The organism is Fischerella muscicola PCC 7414 (genome assembly GCF_000317205.1).
GTDB classification, from domain to species: domain Bacteria; phylum Cyanobacteriota; class Cyanobacteriia; order Cyanobacteriales; family Nostocaceae; genus Fischerella; species Fischerella muscicola.
The window spans coordinates 85745-100674 of sequence record NZ_AJLK01000156.1 but is presented as its reverse complement, the minus strand read 5'-3'; the positions used below and the strand labels follow the sequence as shown (position 1 = coordinate 100674).

Annotated in this window: 14 protein-coding genes; 10 read left to right on the top strand and 4 right to left on the bottom strand. The window is 40.3% G+C overall.

Annotated elements, in window-relative coordinates:
• Nucleotides 1-60 precede the first annotated feature (60 nt).
• The 4 genes from UYI_RS0124745 to UYI_RS0124730 all read left to right on the top strand — a co-directional run bounded on the left by UYI_RS0124745 (nt 61) and on the right by UYI_RS0124730 (nt 3412).
• Complete coding sequence (locus UYI_RS0124745; protein ID WP_016869367.1) at nt 61-264, top strand: hypothetical protein; 204 nt, start codon at nt 61-63, stop codon at nt 262-264.
• A complete protein-coding gene (locus UYI_RS0124740) occupies nt 254-448 on the top strand; it encodes a hypothetical protein (protein ID WP_016869366.1) in 195 nt (64 codons plus the stop codon). The genes UYI_RS0124745 and UYI_RS0124740 overlap by 11 nt, the downstream gene beginning before the upstream one ends.
• Before the next feature lie 178 nt (nt 449-626).
• Nucleotides 627-2051: an S-layer homology domain-containing protein gene (locus tag UYI_RS0124735; protein WP_016869365.1), complete on the top strand. Its 1425-nt coding sequence runs from the start codon at nt 627-629 to the stop codon at nt 2049-2051.
• A gap of 374 nt (nt 2052-2425) precedes the next feature.
• Nucleotides 2426-3412 carry an SGNH/GDSL hydrolase family protein gene (locus UYI_RS0124730; protein WP_016869364.1) on the top strand — a complete coding sequence of 329 codons (987 nt, stop codon included), beginning with the start codon at nt 2426-2428 and terminating at the stop codon, nt 3410-3412.
• Between the two features lie 12 nt (nt 3413-3424).
• Here UYI_RS0124730 and UYI_RS0124725 read toward each other — a convergent pair whose 3' ends face one another.
• The gene (locus UYI_RS0124725) at nt 3425-4201 is read right to left on the bottom strand and encodes a class II aldolase/adducin family protein (protein WP_016869363.1); all 777 of its coding nucleotides are present in this window, start codon (nt 4199-4201) and stop codon (nt 3425-3427) included.
• Between the two features lie 162 nt (nt 4202-4363).
• Here UYI_RS0124725 and UYI_RS0124720 point away from each other — a divergent pair, with 162 nt between their 5' ends.
• The 5 genes from UYI_RS0124720 (at nt 4364) to UYI_RS0124695 (ending at nt 9587) form a co-directional block, all read left to right on the top strand.
• Nucleotides 4364-5416: a M42 family metallopeptidase gene (locus UYI_RS0124720; RefSeq protein WP_016869362.1), complete on the top strand. Its 1053-nt coding sequence runs from the start codon at nt 4364-4366 to the stop codon at nt 5414-5416.
• Between the two features lie 131 nt (nt 5417-5547).
• Nucleotides 5548-6012 (top strand): CBS domain-containing protein, encoded by a 465-nt coding sequence (locus UYI_RS0124715; protein WP_009454208.1) that lies wholly within the window; start codon nt 5548-5550, stop codon nt 6010-6012.
• 92 nt (nt 6013-6104) lie between these two features.
• On the top strand, nt 6105-6770 hold the full coding sequence (nblB, locus tag UYI_RS0124710) for a phycobilisome degradation protein NblB (protein ID WP_016869360.1): 666 nt from the start codon (nt 6105-6107) through the stop codon (nt 6768-6770).
• A gap of 515 nt (nt 6771-7285) precedes the next feature.
• Entirely contained in the window at nt 7286-8047 is a 762-nt protein-coding gene (locus UYI_RS0124700; RefSeq protein WP_016869358.1) for an LEVG family PEP-CTERM protein, read from the top strand.
• A 778-nt stretch (nt 8048-8825) separates the two neighbouring features.
• Nucleotides 8826-9587, top strand: coding sequence for an LEVG family PEP-CTERM protein (locus UYI_RS0124695; protein WP_016869357.1), 762 nt, complete (start codon nt 8826-8828; stop codon nt 9585-9587).
• Nucleotides 9588-10308: 721 nt separating this feature from the next.
• On the opposite strand, the gene lpxD is transcribed toward UYI_RS0124695, so the two are convergent.
• From lpxD to UYI_RS0124680, 3 genes are all read right to left on the bottom strand, one after another.
• A complete protein-coding gene (lpxD, locus tag UYI_RS0124690) occupies nt 10309-11355 on the bottom strand; it encodes a UDP-3-O-(3-hydroxymyristoyl)glucosamine N-acyltransferase (RefSeq protein WP_016869356.1) in 1047 nt (348 codons plus the stop codon).
• A 140-nt stretch (nt 11356-11495) separates the two neighbouring features.
• On the bottom strand, nt 11496-12746 hold the full coding sequence (gene mltA, locus UYI_RS0124685; protein ID WP_016869355.1) for a murein transglycosylase A: 1251 nt from the start codon (nt 12744-12746) through the stop codon (nt 11496-11498).
• Nucleotides 12747-12749: 3 nt separating this feature from the next.
• Nucleotides 12750-13004, bottom strand: a complete 255-nt coding sequence (locus tag UYI_RS0124680) for a hypothetical protein (RefSeq protein WP_009454195.1) — start codon at nt 13002-13004, stop codon at nt 12750-12752.
• An 846-nt stretch (nt 13005-13850) separates the two neighbouring features.
• Here UYI_RS0124680 and UYI_RS0124675 point away from each other — a divergent pair.
• On the top strand, nt 13851-14621 hold the full coding sequence (locus tag UYI_RS0124675; RefSeq protein WP_016869354.1) for a hypothetical protein: 771 nt from the start codon (nt 13851-13853) through the stop codon (nt 14619-14621).
• The last annotated feature ends 309 nt before the right edge of the window (nt 14622-14930 follow it).

Below are 14930 nucleotides of genomic sequence, written 5' to 3'. Positions count from 1 at the left end.
GAGTAGATGAATTGATTTATACAACAGGTTCTTCACCGTGACAAGAATAGCCTACTGGGGATGGAAACTAAGCCCAAAGTAAGGGCGATCGCATCACCAATAACAATTGATTTAGCTGTTAATTACACAGCTAAATTGAGTACAAACCACAACCGCATTTTCCCAATTACACGATTTCAAGATTCTTGGGAAACACTACCAAGCTTGAATGCTTTGCAGCGGAATGTCAAAACAATTACTGATGGGTTTTTAGTTGCACTTTAGCGCTAACAAAAAAGTCGGCAAACTACCACCAGCCGTGCAATACCATCAAGTTTTTGAAATGGCTAGCACTGGTAGTTTTTTGGTTTTGGTCTATATAGCTTACCATCTTCAGCTAAATAGTCCTAGCGATGGCTTTGCTTTTCTATGGTTGGGTAAAGCAAGTTTGGCCTTATCTCCAGCTTAGCACTTTCGACTATAGTTCACACCTGGGATCAGGGATCAGAGATTTGGAATTGGGGCGTTAGTGTATTATTCTCCCTTGTCCCCCTTGTCTTCCTTGTCTCCTCATTCCCCTTTCCCCGTTCCCCTATCACCCTTCAAATACGCTAGGGTAGGAATTGACACTCAATTTTTGATTTCCTGTGCTGTACTTTCAACGTTCAGCTGTCCTTCTCAGTTTGGCAGTATTACTTACTTCACTCACAGCCTGTACCAATAGTAATATTGGTAAAAGCCTTGAGCAGTCTTTAGCGGCAGATCCTCGACTCAAAGATAACCCAGTTATTTTTGGCGCTAACCAAAAGCCTAATAGCGATCGCCAAAATCCCAACCAATCCACCCAGCCAACAGTCCAATTACCAGCGGATTTCCCCAAAGATATCCCCATATATCCCAACGCTCAAATACAGGAAGTGTCTCCTGCAACTAACTCAGAAAACAAAGTAACTACTCGCTGGCTGAGTTCTGATCCAAGCAATTTCATTGCCAGTTTTTATCGCAATCAGTTGCCAAGTAATAATTGGCAGGTTTCTCAACAGCCTGCTGATGACAGTGGTGGTACTTTTATCGCCAAGCGCAATGATTTGCAGCTTGTAGTTTCTATTCAACCAAAGTCAGTCACTAACGCTGCACCCAATCAACCACAGACAGCCACCGAACTCCTCATTGAGTATCAGCCAAACTCCACAACTACAGCTCAAGCTAGCCCAAATCCCAGCAGCGAAATTACTAGTAATGATACTGCCCCTAAACCAGGCAATCCACAGTTTATTGGTCCTGTACAACCAGAAGGTTCACTCACCCAACCAAATGGTACATCCAATACTAGTAACTCTACACCAACAGTAACATCCAGCACTCAAGAATTCAGCGACTTAAACAAAGCACCCCAAGAACTGCAAAAATATATTCAAGATGTCGCTCGTTTGGGTGTTTTGTCTGTAGAGCCTCAAGCTACGAAAAACAATTCCACAGCCACAACCAACCTGTTTGAACCAAATAAAAACATCACTCGTAGAGAATATGCTCGTTGGCTAGTAGCTGCTAATAATGCTATGTATGCCAACATTCCATCTAAACGGATTCGCTTGGCATCAGCAAACGCACAACCAGCTTTTAGTGATGTACCAAAAACAGATCCAGATTTTTCAGTTATTCAAGGACTAGCTGAAAGTGGTTTATTTCCGAGTCTTTTGTCTGGGGATTCTACACAAGTTTTGTTTCGTCCAGATGCACCATTGACGCGTGAACAATTACTCATGTCGAAAGTACCTCTGGATACCCGCCAAGCTTTACCTACTGCTAGTGTCAGTGCAGTCAGCCAAACTTGGGGTTTCCAGGATGCAGCAAAAATTGACCCCAAGGCGTTACGAGCGATACTGGCTGATTTCCAAAATGGAGAACAATCAAATATTCGTCGAGTCTATGGCTATACGACGCTTTTCCAACCTAAAAAACCAGTAACTCGGGCTGAAGCGGCGGCGGCGTTATGGTACTTTGGTACTCAAGGCGAGGGTATATCGGCAACTGAGGCTTTGAAATTAACACAGAGTCAGGCTCAGCATTGAATATTTTTCATTTTTAGCCATGATCAAATGAATAAATAAGAAATAGTAAAGATAAATCTTGACGAAGATTTGACTCACTCATGATAAAATCCTTTTGACTACGTAGCTTTACGTAGTCATTTTTAATGAGCAAGCTTTATTAGATAACAAAAAATATTTGATACCGAGTTGCATTCATAGATATTACCTCACCCCGCCTTTGGCATCCCTCTGTGTGGGTTCACCAGAGGGGAACTCGGGCCCCCACTCCCCCAAGGGAGTGGGGATTAGGGGCAGGGGGTGAGGTTTTTAAACACAACTTGGTATGAGTTAATTTGTCTAGAAAAACTAGTCTTTTTGCAGATCTAGCTATCAATAATCAGGACAAAATTAATATGAAAAAAGAACTCATTGCGGCAGGATTTTTGCTCATATCTTTTCTGTTGCCGCTGAAATCTTTAGCTACAACACATATTAGTAAAATTTATGTCTTTGGTGATAGTCTTTCTGACCCTGGTAATCTTTACAACGCTACAAAATCCCAAATTCCACCAAGTCCACCCTACTCTGATGGACGTTTGTCCAATGGCCAGGTATGGGTAGAATCTCTAGGAGACGAGCTAGGATTATCCCCGACTTTATTTACTGAGTTACAGAACAGCACCCCCACCGATGGTATTAATTATGCCTTTGCTGGAAGTAGCTCTGGTCTGAGTAATACTTTTGTTCCTGAATCATTATTACCAGGAGTGCTTGGGCAGGTTGGTTTATTTACCCGCTCCTTACGAGAAAGCAATCAATCAGCCGATCCAAACGCACTTTATATTGTTTGGGGTGGTAGCAATGATTATGTGTTTGGTAATGTCACTGATGTTAGCCAACCAATTGCAAATTTATCAAGATCAGTATCATTGCTTGCCCTTGCAGGTGCTAAAAATATCATGGTAATTAACTTACCAGATTTAGGCAAGCTTCCTTTGACATCAGGTCAAGAAAATTCCAGTCAATTAACAAGTTTAAGCCGCAAACATAACATAGCATTGGCAGCAACTTTAATAAATAGTTTGAGTGCAATTCCCGGCGTTAATATCATTCCTATTAATATTAATTCCCTATTTCAAAGGGTGCGACGTTTTCCTAGCGAATTTGGTCTTACCAATGTTACCGATGCTTGTCTAGTAGGTGATTTTGACGATATTGCCCAAGGAAATTTCACTGTATGTACTAATCCAAATGAATATTTATTTTGGGATAGTGTACATCCGACGACACACGTCCACAGGATTGTAGCAGAAACAGCACTCTCCGCGCTGGATACTCAGCCCGTACCCGCACCTTGGCCAAATCAGGAATCTGAGGATTTGCTGCTGTTGAAACAGTAGGAATACTCAAGCTTATTCCAGCAAATCTGGTTCTTGTCGCACCATCATTTCGTACAAAGGTTGAAAACTAAACCAGCCCATGTAATGGGAACCTACCTGGCTTTGTGCTAAGCTGGCGTACTCATGTTTGATTGGCTCTGGTTTACCAGCTGCTTCTGCTAATAATTGAGCTTGACATGTACGTTCCATTGTAATGAACCACCATGCTGCCTCATCAACTGAATGACCGACGGTGAGTAAGCCATGATTTTTCAAAATGACTGCTTTATTATTGCCTAGAGTTTGGGCAATGCGTTGACCCTCTTCTAAGTCGAGAACCACGCCAGTATAATCGTCGAATAAGCTGTGGTCTTCGTAGAACATACAAGCATCTTGAGTGAGAGGATCAAGCAGGCGACCAAGACTAGACCAGCTTTTGCCGTAGAGTGAGTGAGCGTGAGCTGCTGCGACTACATCAGGGCGAGCAGCATGGATTTGAGAATGAATAGTGAAAGCTGCTTGGTTGACGGGGCGATCGCCTGCAATGACATCACCTTTATGGTTAACTAAAATTAAGTCACTGACTCGAATTAAACCGAAGTGCATCCCGAAGGGATTAACCCAAAAACAATCGAGTTGTTCTGGATCGCGAGCGGTAATGTGACCTGCAATACCTTCATCAAACCCAAAACGAGAAAAAAGACGAAACGCCGCTGCTAGGCGTTGCTTGCGATGTAGACGTTCTTCTTCAGGTGTAGAAAAAGTTGGGGGTTGAGGAAGATTAGGTTTCTCAACAGAGATAGCTTGCATTTTGCCCACCTAATATTATGATTGTTTGGATTAAAAAGCTTGTATATCCTTGAGTATACTTATACCCATTTGAAAAAAATTGCGACAGATTGACATTACAAACGCTGATCCAATAAATATTTCCCAATCCAAAATCTAAAATCCAAAATCCAAAATCGTATTATGTGGGATTACGACCACTTATTCAAAATAATTGCAGAATTGGTAATGCACCACTCTCCTAGTGGCGCTGAAACAGAAATTAACCAATACTTGACGCAGAGATTTACAGACCTGGGGGTAAAAGCATGGTGCGATCGCGCAGATAACATCATTGCCAAGATACCTGGTAAAAATTCTGACCGAGCGATCGCCATCACTGCCCATAAAGATGAAATAGGTGGAATTGTTAAAAGTATTGGTGAGCAAGGTAGAGTCGAAGTCCGTAAACTAGGAGGTGCATTCCCCTGGGTTTACGGTGAAGGTGTTGTCGATTTACTAGGCGATAACACAACTATCAGTGGAATTCTCAGTTTTGGTTCTCGTCACGTTTCCCACGAATCACCACAAAAAGTCCAGCAAGAAGACACCGCTGTTAAATGGGAAGATGCCTGGATTGAGACAAAATGCACTACTGCGGAATTAGAAGCAGCTGGCATTCGACCGGGAAGTAGAATGGTGATTGGTAAACATCGCAAGCATCCAATTCGGCTAAAAGACCATATTGCCAGTTATACATTGGATAACAAAGCTTCCGTTGCCATTTTGTTAGCCTTGGCAGAAAAGGTTAAACAACCAGCAGTTGATGTTTATTTAGTTGCATCAGCAAAAGAAGAAGTAGGAGCAATTGGCGCACTTTACTTTACTCAAAACCAGTGCTTGGATGCCTTAATTGCTTTAGAGATTTGTCCTTTATCGTCAGAATACCCAATTGAAGATGGCAAAAACCCTGTGATTTTATCTCAGGATGCCTACGGAATGTATGATGAAAACTTAAACGGACAACTGCGCCAGTCTGCTAAACAACTAGATATATCAGTGCAACTTGCAATCTTAAATGGTTTCGGCAGCGATGCTTCTATCGCCATGAAATTCGGTCATGTCGCCCGTGCTGCCTGTTTAGCCTTCCCGACACAAAATACACATGGTTATGAAATTGCCCATTTAGGAGCGATCGCCAATTGTATTGATTTGTTACAAGTATTTTGTGAAACTCAATCATTTGTTGATTGTTGATTGTTGATTGTTGGTTGTTAGTAATTGGGGAATAGAAGTTTACCAATTACCAATTACCCATTACCCATTACCAATGACCAAAATTCTCTACAATAATCCCAGAGTGGTTGATAAAAGGTATCAGCAAACAAATGCCTAAGACCGTTGCCGACGTAATGAGTCGTGACCCTATTGTAGTCCGACCCGAAACTCCTCTGAAGGAAGCTATCCAAATTCTGGCAGAACGACGCATCAGTGGTCTACCTGTTGTAGATGACGCCGGTAAATTGGTAGGCATTATTTCGGAAACAGATTTAATGTGGCAAGAGACAGGTGTTACGCCTCCGGCGTATATTATGTTTCTTGATAGCGTGATTTATTTAAAAAATCCGGCGACCTACGAACGCGATTTGCACAAAGCCTTAGGGCAAACTGTTGGGGAAGTTATGAGTAAACAGCCGATCACTGTCTCCCCAGACAAAACTCTCAGAGAAGCCGCCAAAATCATGAACGATCGCAACGTTCACCGTCTACCAGTTCTTGACAGCGAGGGTCAAGTAATTGGTATTCTTACCCGTGGTGACGTCATTCGAGCAATGGCAGCAGGCCAAGATTAATAATTGGTTGGTTGTTGTTGGTTGGTAGTTCTTCCAACCAACCACCAACTAACAACAATCAACAACATACCCTTAAAAAGTGAGATTAATAAATGAGTGTCAATCCTGAATCTGTAAAACAATTACTAGTTTCTGAGGATTTGGGCGATCGCTTACGAGCAGTGAATCAAATTCGCCAACTAGAACCAACCATTGGTTTTGAATTAATTCAAAACGCCATTAATGACAGTAATTCCCGTGTGCGTTACTCAGCTGTTAGTCAGTTCGATACCTTGGGTGGACAAAATTTAGATTTGTCTTTGAGCATATTACGCGATCGCTTACTCAATGATCCAGAACCAGATGTGCAAGCAGCAGCAGCAGACTGCTTGGGTGCTTTAAAACTAAAGGCTGCTTTTGAAGATTTGCAGCAGCTTTACCAAACCAGCAATGAATGGATTGTGAAATTTAGCATTATCGCTACTTTAGGAGAATTGGGTGATCCGCGATCGTTTGAACTACTTCAACAGGCGCTTTCCTCAGACAATGAATTAGTACAAACTGCTGCTATTAGTTCTCTTGGAGATTTAGGAGATACACAAGCGGTTCCACTTTTAGCTCCCTACGCTACAAATCCAGATTGGCAAATTCGCTATAGAGTTGCACAAGCTTTAGGTCGCTTGAGAAGTACAGACGCCAAAACTATATTAGAAATATTGGTGAATGACGAAGTGGAGGCTGTTGCAACAGAAGCACAAAAATCTCTGGAAAATTTCTAATATCATTTCACCTGTCTATTGAATAAAACAAAAATCGGTTCACAAATTAGATGATTTTGTTGGCGAATAAAAACGAACTAAGCAATCAGCATTAATCTATGCATATTTCAGTGCGTTTAAACGCACGCAATTTATTGCAAGGTGAGGAAGTAGTGCAAAAGCAAAGTTTTAATGCTGAAAGGCAATTTACCAACAGAATCATTAGATTGGTGAACCGATGTTTATAAAAATTATTTACTTAATACGTATAATTTTCATAAACCAAGTAGTTAATATCATTTACAAGCTACTTGTTTTTATTATTTAAGTATTTTGTTCACATAATTCAGTATAATTTATATTACTGTTTTTAAGTATTTTTCCCAAACTTATTTTCAAAATTAAGAACGGGTAAATGTTCTAATTTTTAGATGACAATTACTCGGATACGGAAATAACATACGGATATGTTTCAGAAGAAACACAAAAATTTGTGCCTGATACCCGAAATCATCCTTAGTTATTTCAAATAAATCATGCAAAAAATCTCTGCTTTAGCAAAAACACTGATCGCATTTTCTCTTGGATTAGGTGTTGCTGCTGCTATGCCTTCAGCAAAAGCAGCTTCTCTAGTTCCCCAATTAGAAGGAGAAGTACAAACAAATCTGGGATGTCTTGATCCAAATCAATGTATTGATACAACTTCATTAGGTTACACAGTCACAAGTTTAGATTATGATGGGGCTGGTGGTTATGGGTCTAGCCGACTATTTGTAGATACTAGAAGCACTTCTAACACCTACCAAGGACAAGGTTTAAAAGTTACTTTTAATACAAAAGATGCGGGCACAAATCCAGCATTAAACGAATATTGGTTCCGTCCTGTAGCAATTACAGAAAGTGGTCAATTACCCGAAAGTGGACAATTAGAAGTTGGTCGCTTCTTATTGGAATTCACAGAGGTGATGTCGGAAATAACTTTAGACTTTTTTGATGTAGAAGATATAGGTACTGCTATCTTGATGCTAAACGGTGAAGATATTACTGATTTAGTTTTACAAGCTGGCAAAAATAACGGTATTCAGTCATTGACTCTTTACGATGTTAAATCTTTTGAGGTGCAGTTGGGTAACGCTTCTTCTAGCAAATTCCCAAAAACAGGTGATGGTGTTGATCTCAAAGGGACTGTGGTTCCTAAACCAGTACCTGAACCAGGAACTACTCTCAGTTTAGGTGCTTTAGTAGTTGTCAGTATATTCGGTTTACGGCAAAGGAAAAAAACCGCTTCACTAGCTTAATACTTGATGATGAAATTACATACTAGTAGTCTACCGCACAAACATTAACTTGTTGGTGATTTCTTGAAAAGCCGGTTTCTCAACTTTAGGAAACCGGATATCCTTAACTCAATAATTATGAATCAGTTAAAAATAAATTCATGTTTAATTAACAAAAAACTCATAATTTAGACATTTATTATTAGCAAAATTCTCCTTCTGTTTGATCTCATTGAGTAGGGATAGTAAATAAGTCCAGCACTTAATTACTCAAAACTACTCAATTTTTTTATTGGCATATTGTAATTTTTAGCCGAGTAAGTAAATTTAGTTGGACGTAGAAGTGAAAACTTTTAGTTACTGTGCATCTTCATAAATAATTGGTATAAGAAAGAGTGAAAATTTTTGGGCAAATATAATTCGCCTGATGAAATTACTCTCATATCAGGAGAAAACATGGAGATGGCAGCGATATTATCTTATTTTGTGTTGATATACTTATAGGTATAATCCACAATATTTGCTTTCTTAATTACTGGGATTTAAATTTATCATCAATGCAACTAAATTAGTAAATCACCAATAATAAGTTAAAAAATATTTTTATTAATAGTTAATAACACGTATAAACCTTGTATTTTTGCGGAGAAAGATTTTGTTTTTCTCTGCAATTAAAGATAATGTAAAATCTATTTTTTGCTCTAGCAAATTCAGCAATTTATCTATTAGCTTAGTGGTGCATCAATAGTACATCATTTTTTCACTGCTATTTTCATTTCAAGTTTGCAGAAGGGGAATCATGCATAAGTTTCATTTTTTAGCAACAATGATAGGAACAGCTTTGGGTTTGGGCGTAGTTGCTGGTATGCCTGCTGCCCATGCTGCTTCTCTTATTCCTGAACAAGAAGGTGAAATCAAGACTAATTTGGGCTGTCTTGATCCGAATAAATGTATTGACACAACTTCATTAGGTTACACAGTCACAAGTTTAGATTATGATGGGGCTGGTGGCTATGGTGCTAGCCGATTATTTGTAGATGATAGAGCCACTTCTAACACCTACCAAGGATCAGGCCTAAAAGTTAGTTTCGGAACGAAAGATGCTGGTACTAATACAGGAGTCAATGAATATTGGTTACGTCCTGTAGCTATCACAGAAAGCGGTAAGTTACCTGAAAATGGTCAATTAGAAATTGGTCGCTTCTTATTTGAGTTCACAGAAGAAATGTCGGAAATAACTTTAGACTTTTTTGATGTGGAAGATATAGGCACTGGTGTCTTACTCATCAATGGCAAGTCTGTTGACAATATGATGTTGTCTGCTGGCAAGAACAACGGTATTCAGACTTTGACTTTTTACAACGTCAAATCTTTTGAAGTGCAGCTGGGTAATGCTTATTCTAGTAAGTTTCCGAAGTATGGTGATGGTGTAAACTTATCAGGAATCAAGGGGACACCAAAAGCTGTACCAGAAGCTGGGACAACCCTGGGCTTGGGTGCTTTGGCAGTTGCAGGTATGTTTGGCTTACGACAACGTAAAAAGAGTGTGCTTGCAGGCTAAAGCCAATACAGTTTTAGCTGCTGATATATTCAGCAGCTTTTTTGCATTGTTTGTGATGATATCAAGCCAGTTCGTGAACTTTAACAAAGTTTAATGATATGCAATGATATTCATCTATTGTCCATTTGGCTGTTGTCTCACTCATAGCGATCGCTTTTATTTCTTTGTTTCGCTATGTAAATTCCCATCGTGACCTAACTTATTAGCAAGAAGTAGATTTGATAGTTTATTTGCTGAAAAAATTAGTGACACAAATCACAGAATTTCTAAATCTAAATCATTCCTAAGGAGTATTATTATTACTTTGGTTGAGAAAAAAAAAGATTTTAGCTAAAACTAAAAGTAGATATTATTTTATAAATTTTGTGGCGTGGGGAGTACTATGATGGAAAGACTTTTGCTAGCTATAGTACTAACATTTACTTTGATCATTTTTACCGAACTGAAATGGCCTTCTTTCGCTCAGACTACCAGAGTCATAAATAGCCAAAACAGGCTGGTTTTTAATTTCAAGCATAAAAATTAATATCTATCTAGCGGTAGACCTGGTGACATGCAGCAACAATGATAGCCCCGGCTAATACCGTTTCACTATCAGTCTGATACTTCTGGTAACAAGGAGACAAGGAAGACAAGGGGAGGATTTGTATCAATAATTTTGTGAAATGGTATAAACTAACCGAGGCTACTATCAAAAGTTCGGCAATCTACTCAAGATACCTCATTTTTGTGTCATTTGGCGTTGCAATTGTTTCAAAGTTTGATACATATCAGGTAAGCGATTCAAAATCGCAGACACTTTTATAAACTGTTTATGAGGGATAGCGGGAAGACCGGAGACAATTTCTCCTGGTGCAACATCGTTGTGAATGCCTGCTTTAGCAGAGGCGATCGCACCATCGCCGATTTTTACTTGGTTGGCAATTCCTGATTGTCCTGCTAAGATTACGCGATTGCCAATTTTCACTCCTCCTGCTATCCCCGATTGTCCTGCCAATGCACAACCTGCACCAATTTGGCAACCGTGACCAATTTGTACTAAGTTGTCAATGATTGTATAACGACCAACCCGTGTTTCACCGACAGCGGGACGATCAATGGCACTGTTACAGCCAACAACAACACCATCTTCTAAAACCGTATAACCAGATTGTTCGACTTTGAGCCACCCGGTGGCAGTAGGCACAAAGCCAAAGCCTTCTGCACCAATGACTGCACCGCTGTGGATTTCACAATCTGCGCCGATGAGAGTACGTTCGTGGATAGTGCAGTTAGCGTGTAAAGTTGTGCGATCGCCTATCTTTGCCTCGGGATAGATGACGACATTAGCATGGATACATACACCACTGCCAATTTCTACTCCTTGATGAACTACTGCATGGGGGCCAATATAAACATCATTGCCAATTTTCACATGTGGATGAATGACGGCGGTAGGATGAATCTCCGGAGTAGGACGCCAAGGCTGGTAGAACAACTTAAGTGTTCTTGCAAATATTAGTTTTGGTTCTGGGGTGGCAATCCAGGCAATACCGCGTTCTTGTGCTTGTGACTGTAATGCCTCATCTTGAGGGACTATTAAAGCACTTGCACCTGTTTTGCCTACCATTGCAGCAAATTTTGGCCCTTCAATGTAGCTGAGAGTATTACTTGTTGCTTCATCAACTGCTGCCATCCCAACAATTTCTGGATCATTGTCTTTATCGAGATTAAGGCTATTACAGACAGCAGCATCACCAAGTTTTGCTAGTATATCGCTAAATTTCATAATCAAAAACGGATTATAAGGGATCAGGGATAGGGATCAAGAATCAGGGAACGGGAGACGAGGGAAGGAGGACAAGGGAGAGAATAAACACCTATCCATGCCCAATGCCGAATCCTCGATTCCTGATCCCCAATTCCTAATTACTCCTTCAGCAGCAAATAATATAGACTACCATTACCACCTGTAATACCGGCGCGATCGCCTGCTAATTTCCCAGTTCCCATAAAATAATCTACCCGTCCCGGGCCTTTAATAGCACTGCCAGTATCCTGATCTAGAACGAAGCGGCTAACTCGGCGCTTAACCAATCTTCCCTTACCAGCAGGATAAGGAAATGAGGCATTAACTATTGCTAATGCTCCTGGCGGCATGAGAGATTTATCTGTGGCGATCGAACGTTCTGGTGTGACTGGTACGCCAATACTGCCAGTTGCAGGTGTACCCCCAGTTTCTTTGAAAAAGACGAAGCGTTCCCACCGTGGTAGATAGTTATTCATCTCCTTAGGATTCTGACGGAAGTATTTGACCAAGATAGGCATTGTTAAATTTTCTAAAGGTAACTTGCCATCTTTGGCCAGTTCTTTGCCAATACTAGTCCAAGGATAGTCTGTGCCTCCTGCATAGCCAACAGAGGTACTTTTACCATTAGTTAATTTGAGTTGGGCAGAACCTTGGATATGTACCAAATATGCATCTAAGCGATCGCGCAACCAAAATAATTCCAAACCACGCAACTGACTTTCATTACCTAGTAAACCATCTTTTCCTTCTAGGTCGATCCGTTTAGGATGTGGTTTTGCCCATGTGTCAAAGTTGGGCGGCAATTTATAAAGAGGATATTTATATACAGAAGTACGAACTTTACTAGCAGTGTACACTGGCTCATAATAAGCAGTGAACTTCACCGTACCTTGGCCGTCATTGCCCACTGATTGATAAAAATCAAATTCTCGACGCACAGCAGCTTGCAGTTGAGCTGGCGATTTAGAACTAATCACCAACTGGCGAAAACGCTGCAAGCTACGACGGACACGATCAAGGGTGATTTCAGGAATAGGATAATTTTGATACGCTGCTTGTGCCTTGTTTGTTGTCAAGTAACGTAAGCTGTTGTCAATAGATGCCAACAAAGCTTTGCGATCGCCCTGTTTGCTTTTTCCACTCCAAAGCTGTTCGTCCCAACCCAAACATTGATGAATAGGTTTACAGTCCGTTCCTAACCTCACTAGTTTTAGTGGTGGTGACAACTCCGGTGGCGGTAACGGTTCAATGGGTGTGGCTGGTGATGGTAAAGGCGTTATGTTAATAGGAACCTGAGCCAACACAGAGCAAACAGGATTTACAAAGCCAAGTCCCAGACTCAAGGAAACTAAAGCAAGCGTTTTTCTCATGATTTATGTAAATCTTTCCACACTAGAACTAAAGAGTGGTTCCACCCGAATTGCCACAATCCGCGAGGGACGCACAACCATGTATTCACCTTGAATGTTTTTGATCGGCACGTTTATAAAATCATCAGAGGCGGATTTGGGCATCAGTTCGCCACTGTACCACTTCTGAAAATCCTGAATCGTCGGAAAACGTACTTCTTCCCGATGACCACTTGCCATTAGTAAGTGTACTGCGTATTCATTGGGAGTTCTAGGCATATTGTTGGAATCATTTGAAACACATCCAACTCATTTTGGACTACGCACTGCCCGAATGGGAAGAGTAAAGAAAGCACAGTTGGGACTATGACGGTTGTTATCCTATTGAGAGTTCCCAGTTTGGGGGATTGGGAATGGGGAACTCACCGGCCCCTGGTGGGGATTAGGGGCAGTGAGGAGTGTGAGGAGATGGAGGAAGTGTGTAGACGCGTAGCGGCTTAAGGTAAGGGTGGAGTGTGAGGAGTAGAATAATAACACTAACCACTAACCAATGTACAGACGTGCCATGGCACGTCTGGTACAACCACTAACCACTAACCACTAACAACCAACAACCAACAATCAACAACCAACAACCAACAATCAACAATCAACAATCAACAACCAACAACCAAAATTAGTAAAGTTTAGTTTCAAAAAAATACACCCTGATCTAAGAATGCTAATCTAATAATTGAAGCTAAACAAAGCTTCCCTGGCAGATCAAACAGCTATATTCAAAAGTAAAAAGAGGTAAAAACGCTGTTGAAACTCAATCTGTCTCGTCATAAAACAACAACACCTAACTCTAAAAGCGATATTTCCTCATAGTGAAAAAAGGGGGCGCTGTGACTGCTTGACTTCACTGAAGTCAAAGGTGATTCACCCAGTACATCCCCGGCTAGAATTAACGATGAGAGGAAGTAACTCAGCTATTAGTTGCTTGGGTGTTGTTGTTTTTTTACACTACTCTCAGCATTTCATTTTCCTTTTGCTCCTTACCCTTTCCCCAGATCGGACTAGTGGGTGTAAGCTGGTACGAAGTGGAATCGCACGAGACATTTGAAATATTTGAAATAGCGCCTTATGTCAATAATTGCTCTTAGAGCATGGTATCTTGAGAATTACGAGCCGATACAAGAACTGGAAAAACGTCCACCGGATATTCGCCTCAGTAAAAAGAGTCTGCTGAAATCTGGGCTAAGAGCAGATTTCTTGGAAGACAGTGATGAAATCAGAAAATCAACGTGGTTTGGTCGCTATTTAGAAGGGGAAAATATTGAATTTTATATAGAAGGTAGTGGTGGCTATTGCGTAGCTAATATTGACTTGATTAGTCACGAAATTTATTTCACCAAACAATCAGTATTAGCACAGTTAGAACCTACTATATTTTTCTGTTCGCAAATAGAATATGCACCAGCAACTGATGCGTTGCGGGAAGCATTATTGATTAGTTTGGAAAAATTGAACTTGCGATCGCGCCTGCCTTTAAAATTAGTAGAATCTTATCGCCCTAAAGAAGCTCCTCTACGACTAGGAAGCGCAATGATGCGAAAAATTCGTCGGAGTTTGTTATTTATTGCAGACACCACACCCATTGCCAAAATCGAAAGCAAACAAAATACTCAATCAATACCTAGCCCAACCGTCTGTGTAGAAATTGGCTATGCTATTAGCAGCAAAAGGTCTGAGCAAATTTTACTAGCACAAATGCAGCGTCCTGATTTTCCAGAGCAGTTTCCCTTTGACTTGCCGCCTACACAAATTTTACAATTTCAAGACACTGTAGAATTACATAAAATTCTGCTGCCAACAATTGAAAGTCAACTCGTACGATTTAAATTGTTTTTCTAAAATTACTTTAGTTAATACTTATGATTTATTAGCTAATAATTGGTGGTTTGTAGGTAGTAGCTGACCACAAACCATTATTTATTTTCTGCTGATTAGAAAAAATCTGCATAAAGATAGATTGAAAAAAATCTCATATATCGCCCATATTACATTAGTAATGTAGTGCATGATGGTAGAAATATTCTAATTAGAAAGAAAGCTTTTATTACATCCCATACCATAATTAGTCGCGTTCTGCCTGATTGTACTAGCACTTGCTTGTGATCAGTCTTTAAACTGACTGCAATCGATTAAATGCAGTTACAACAT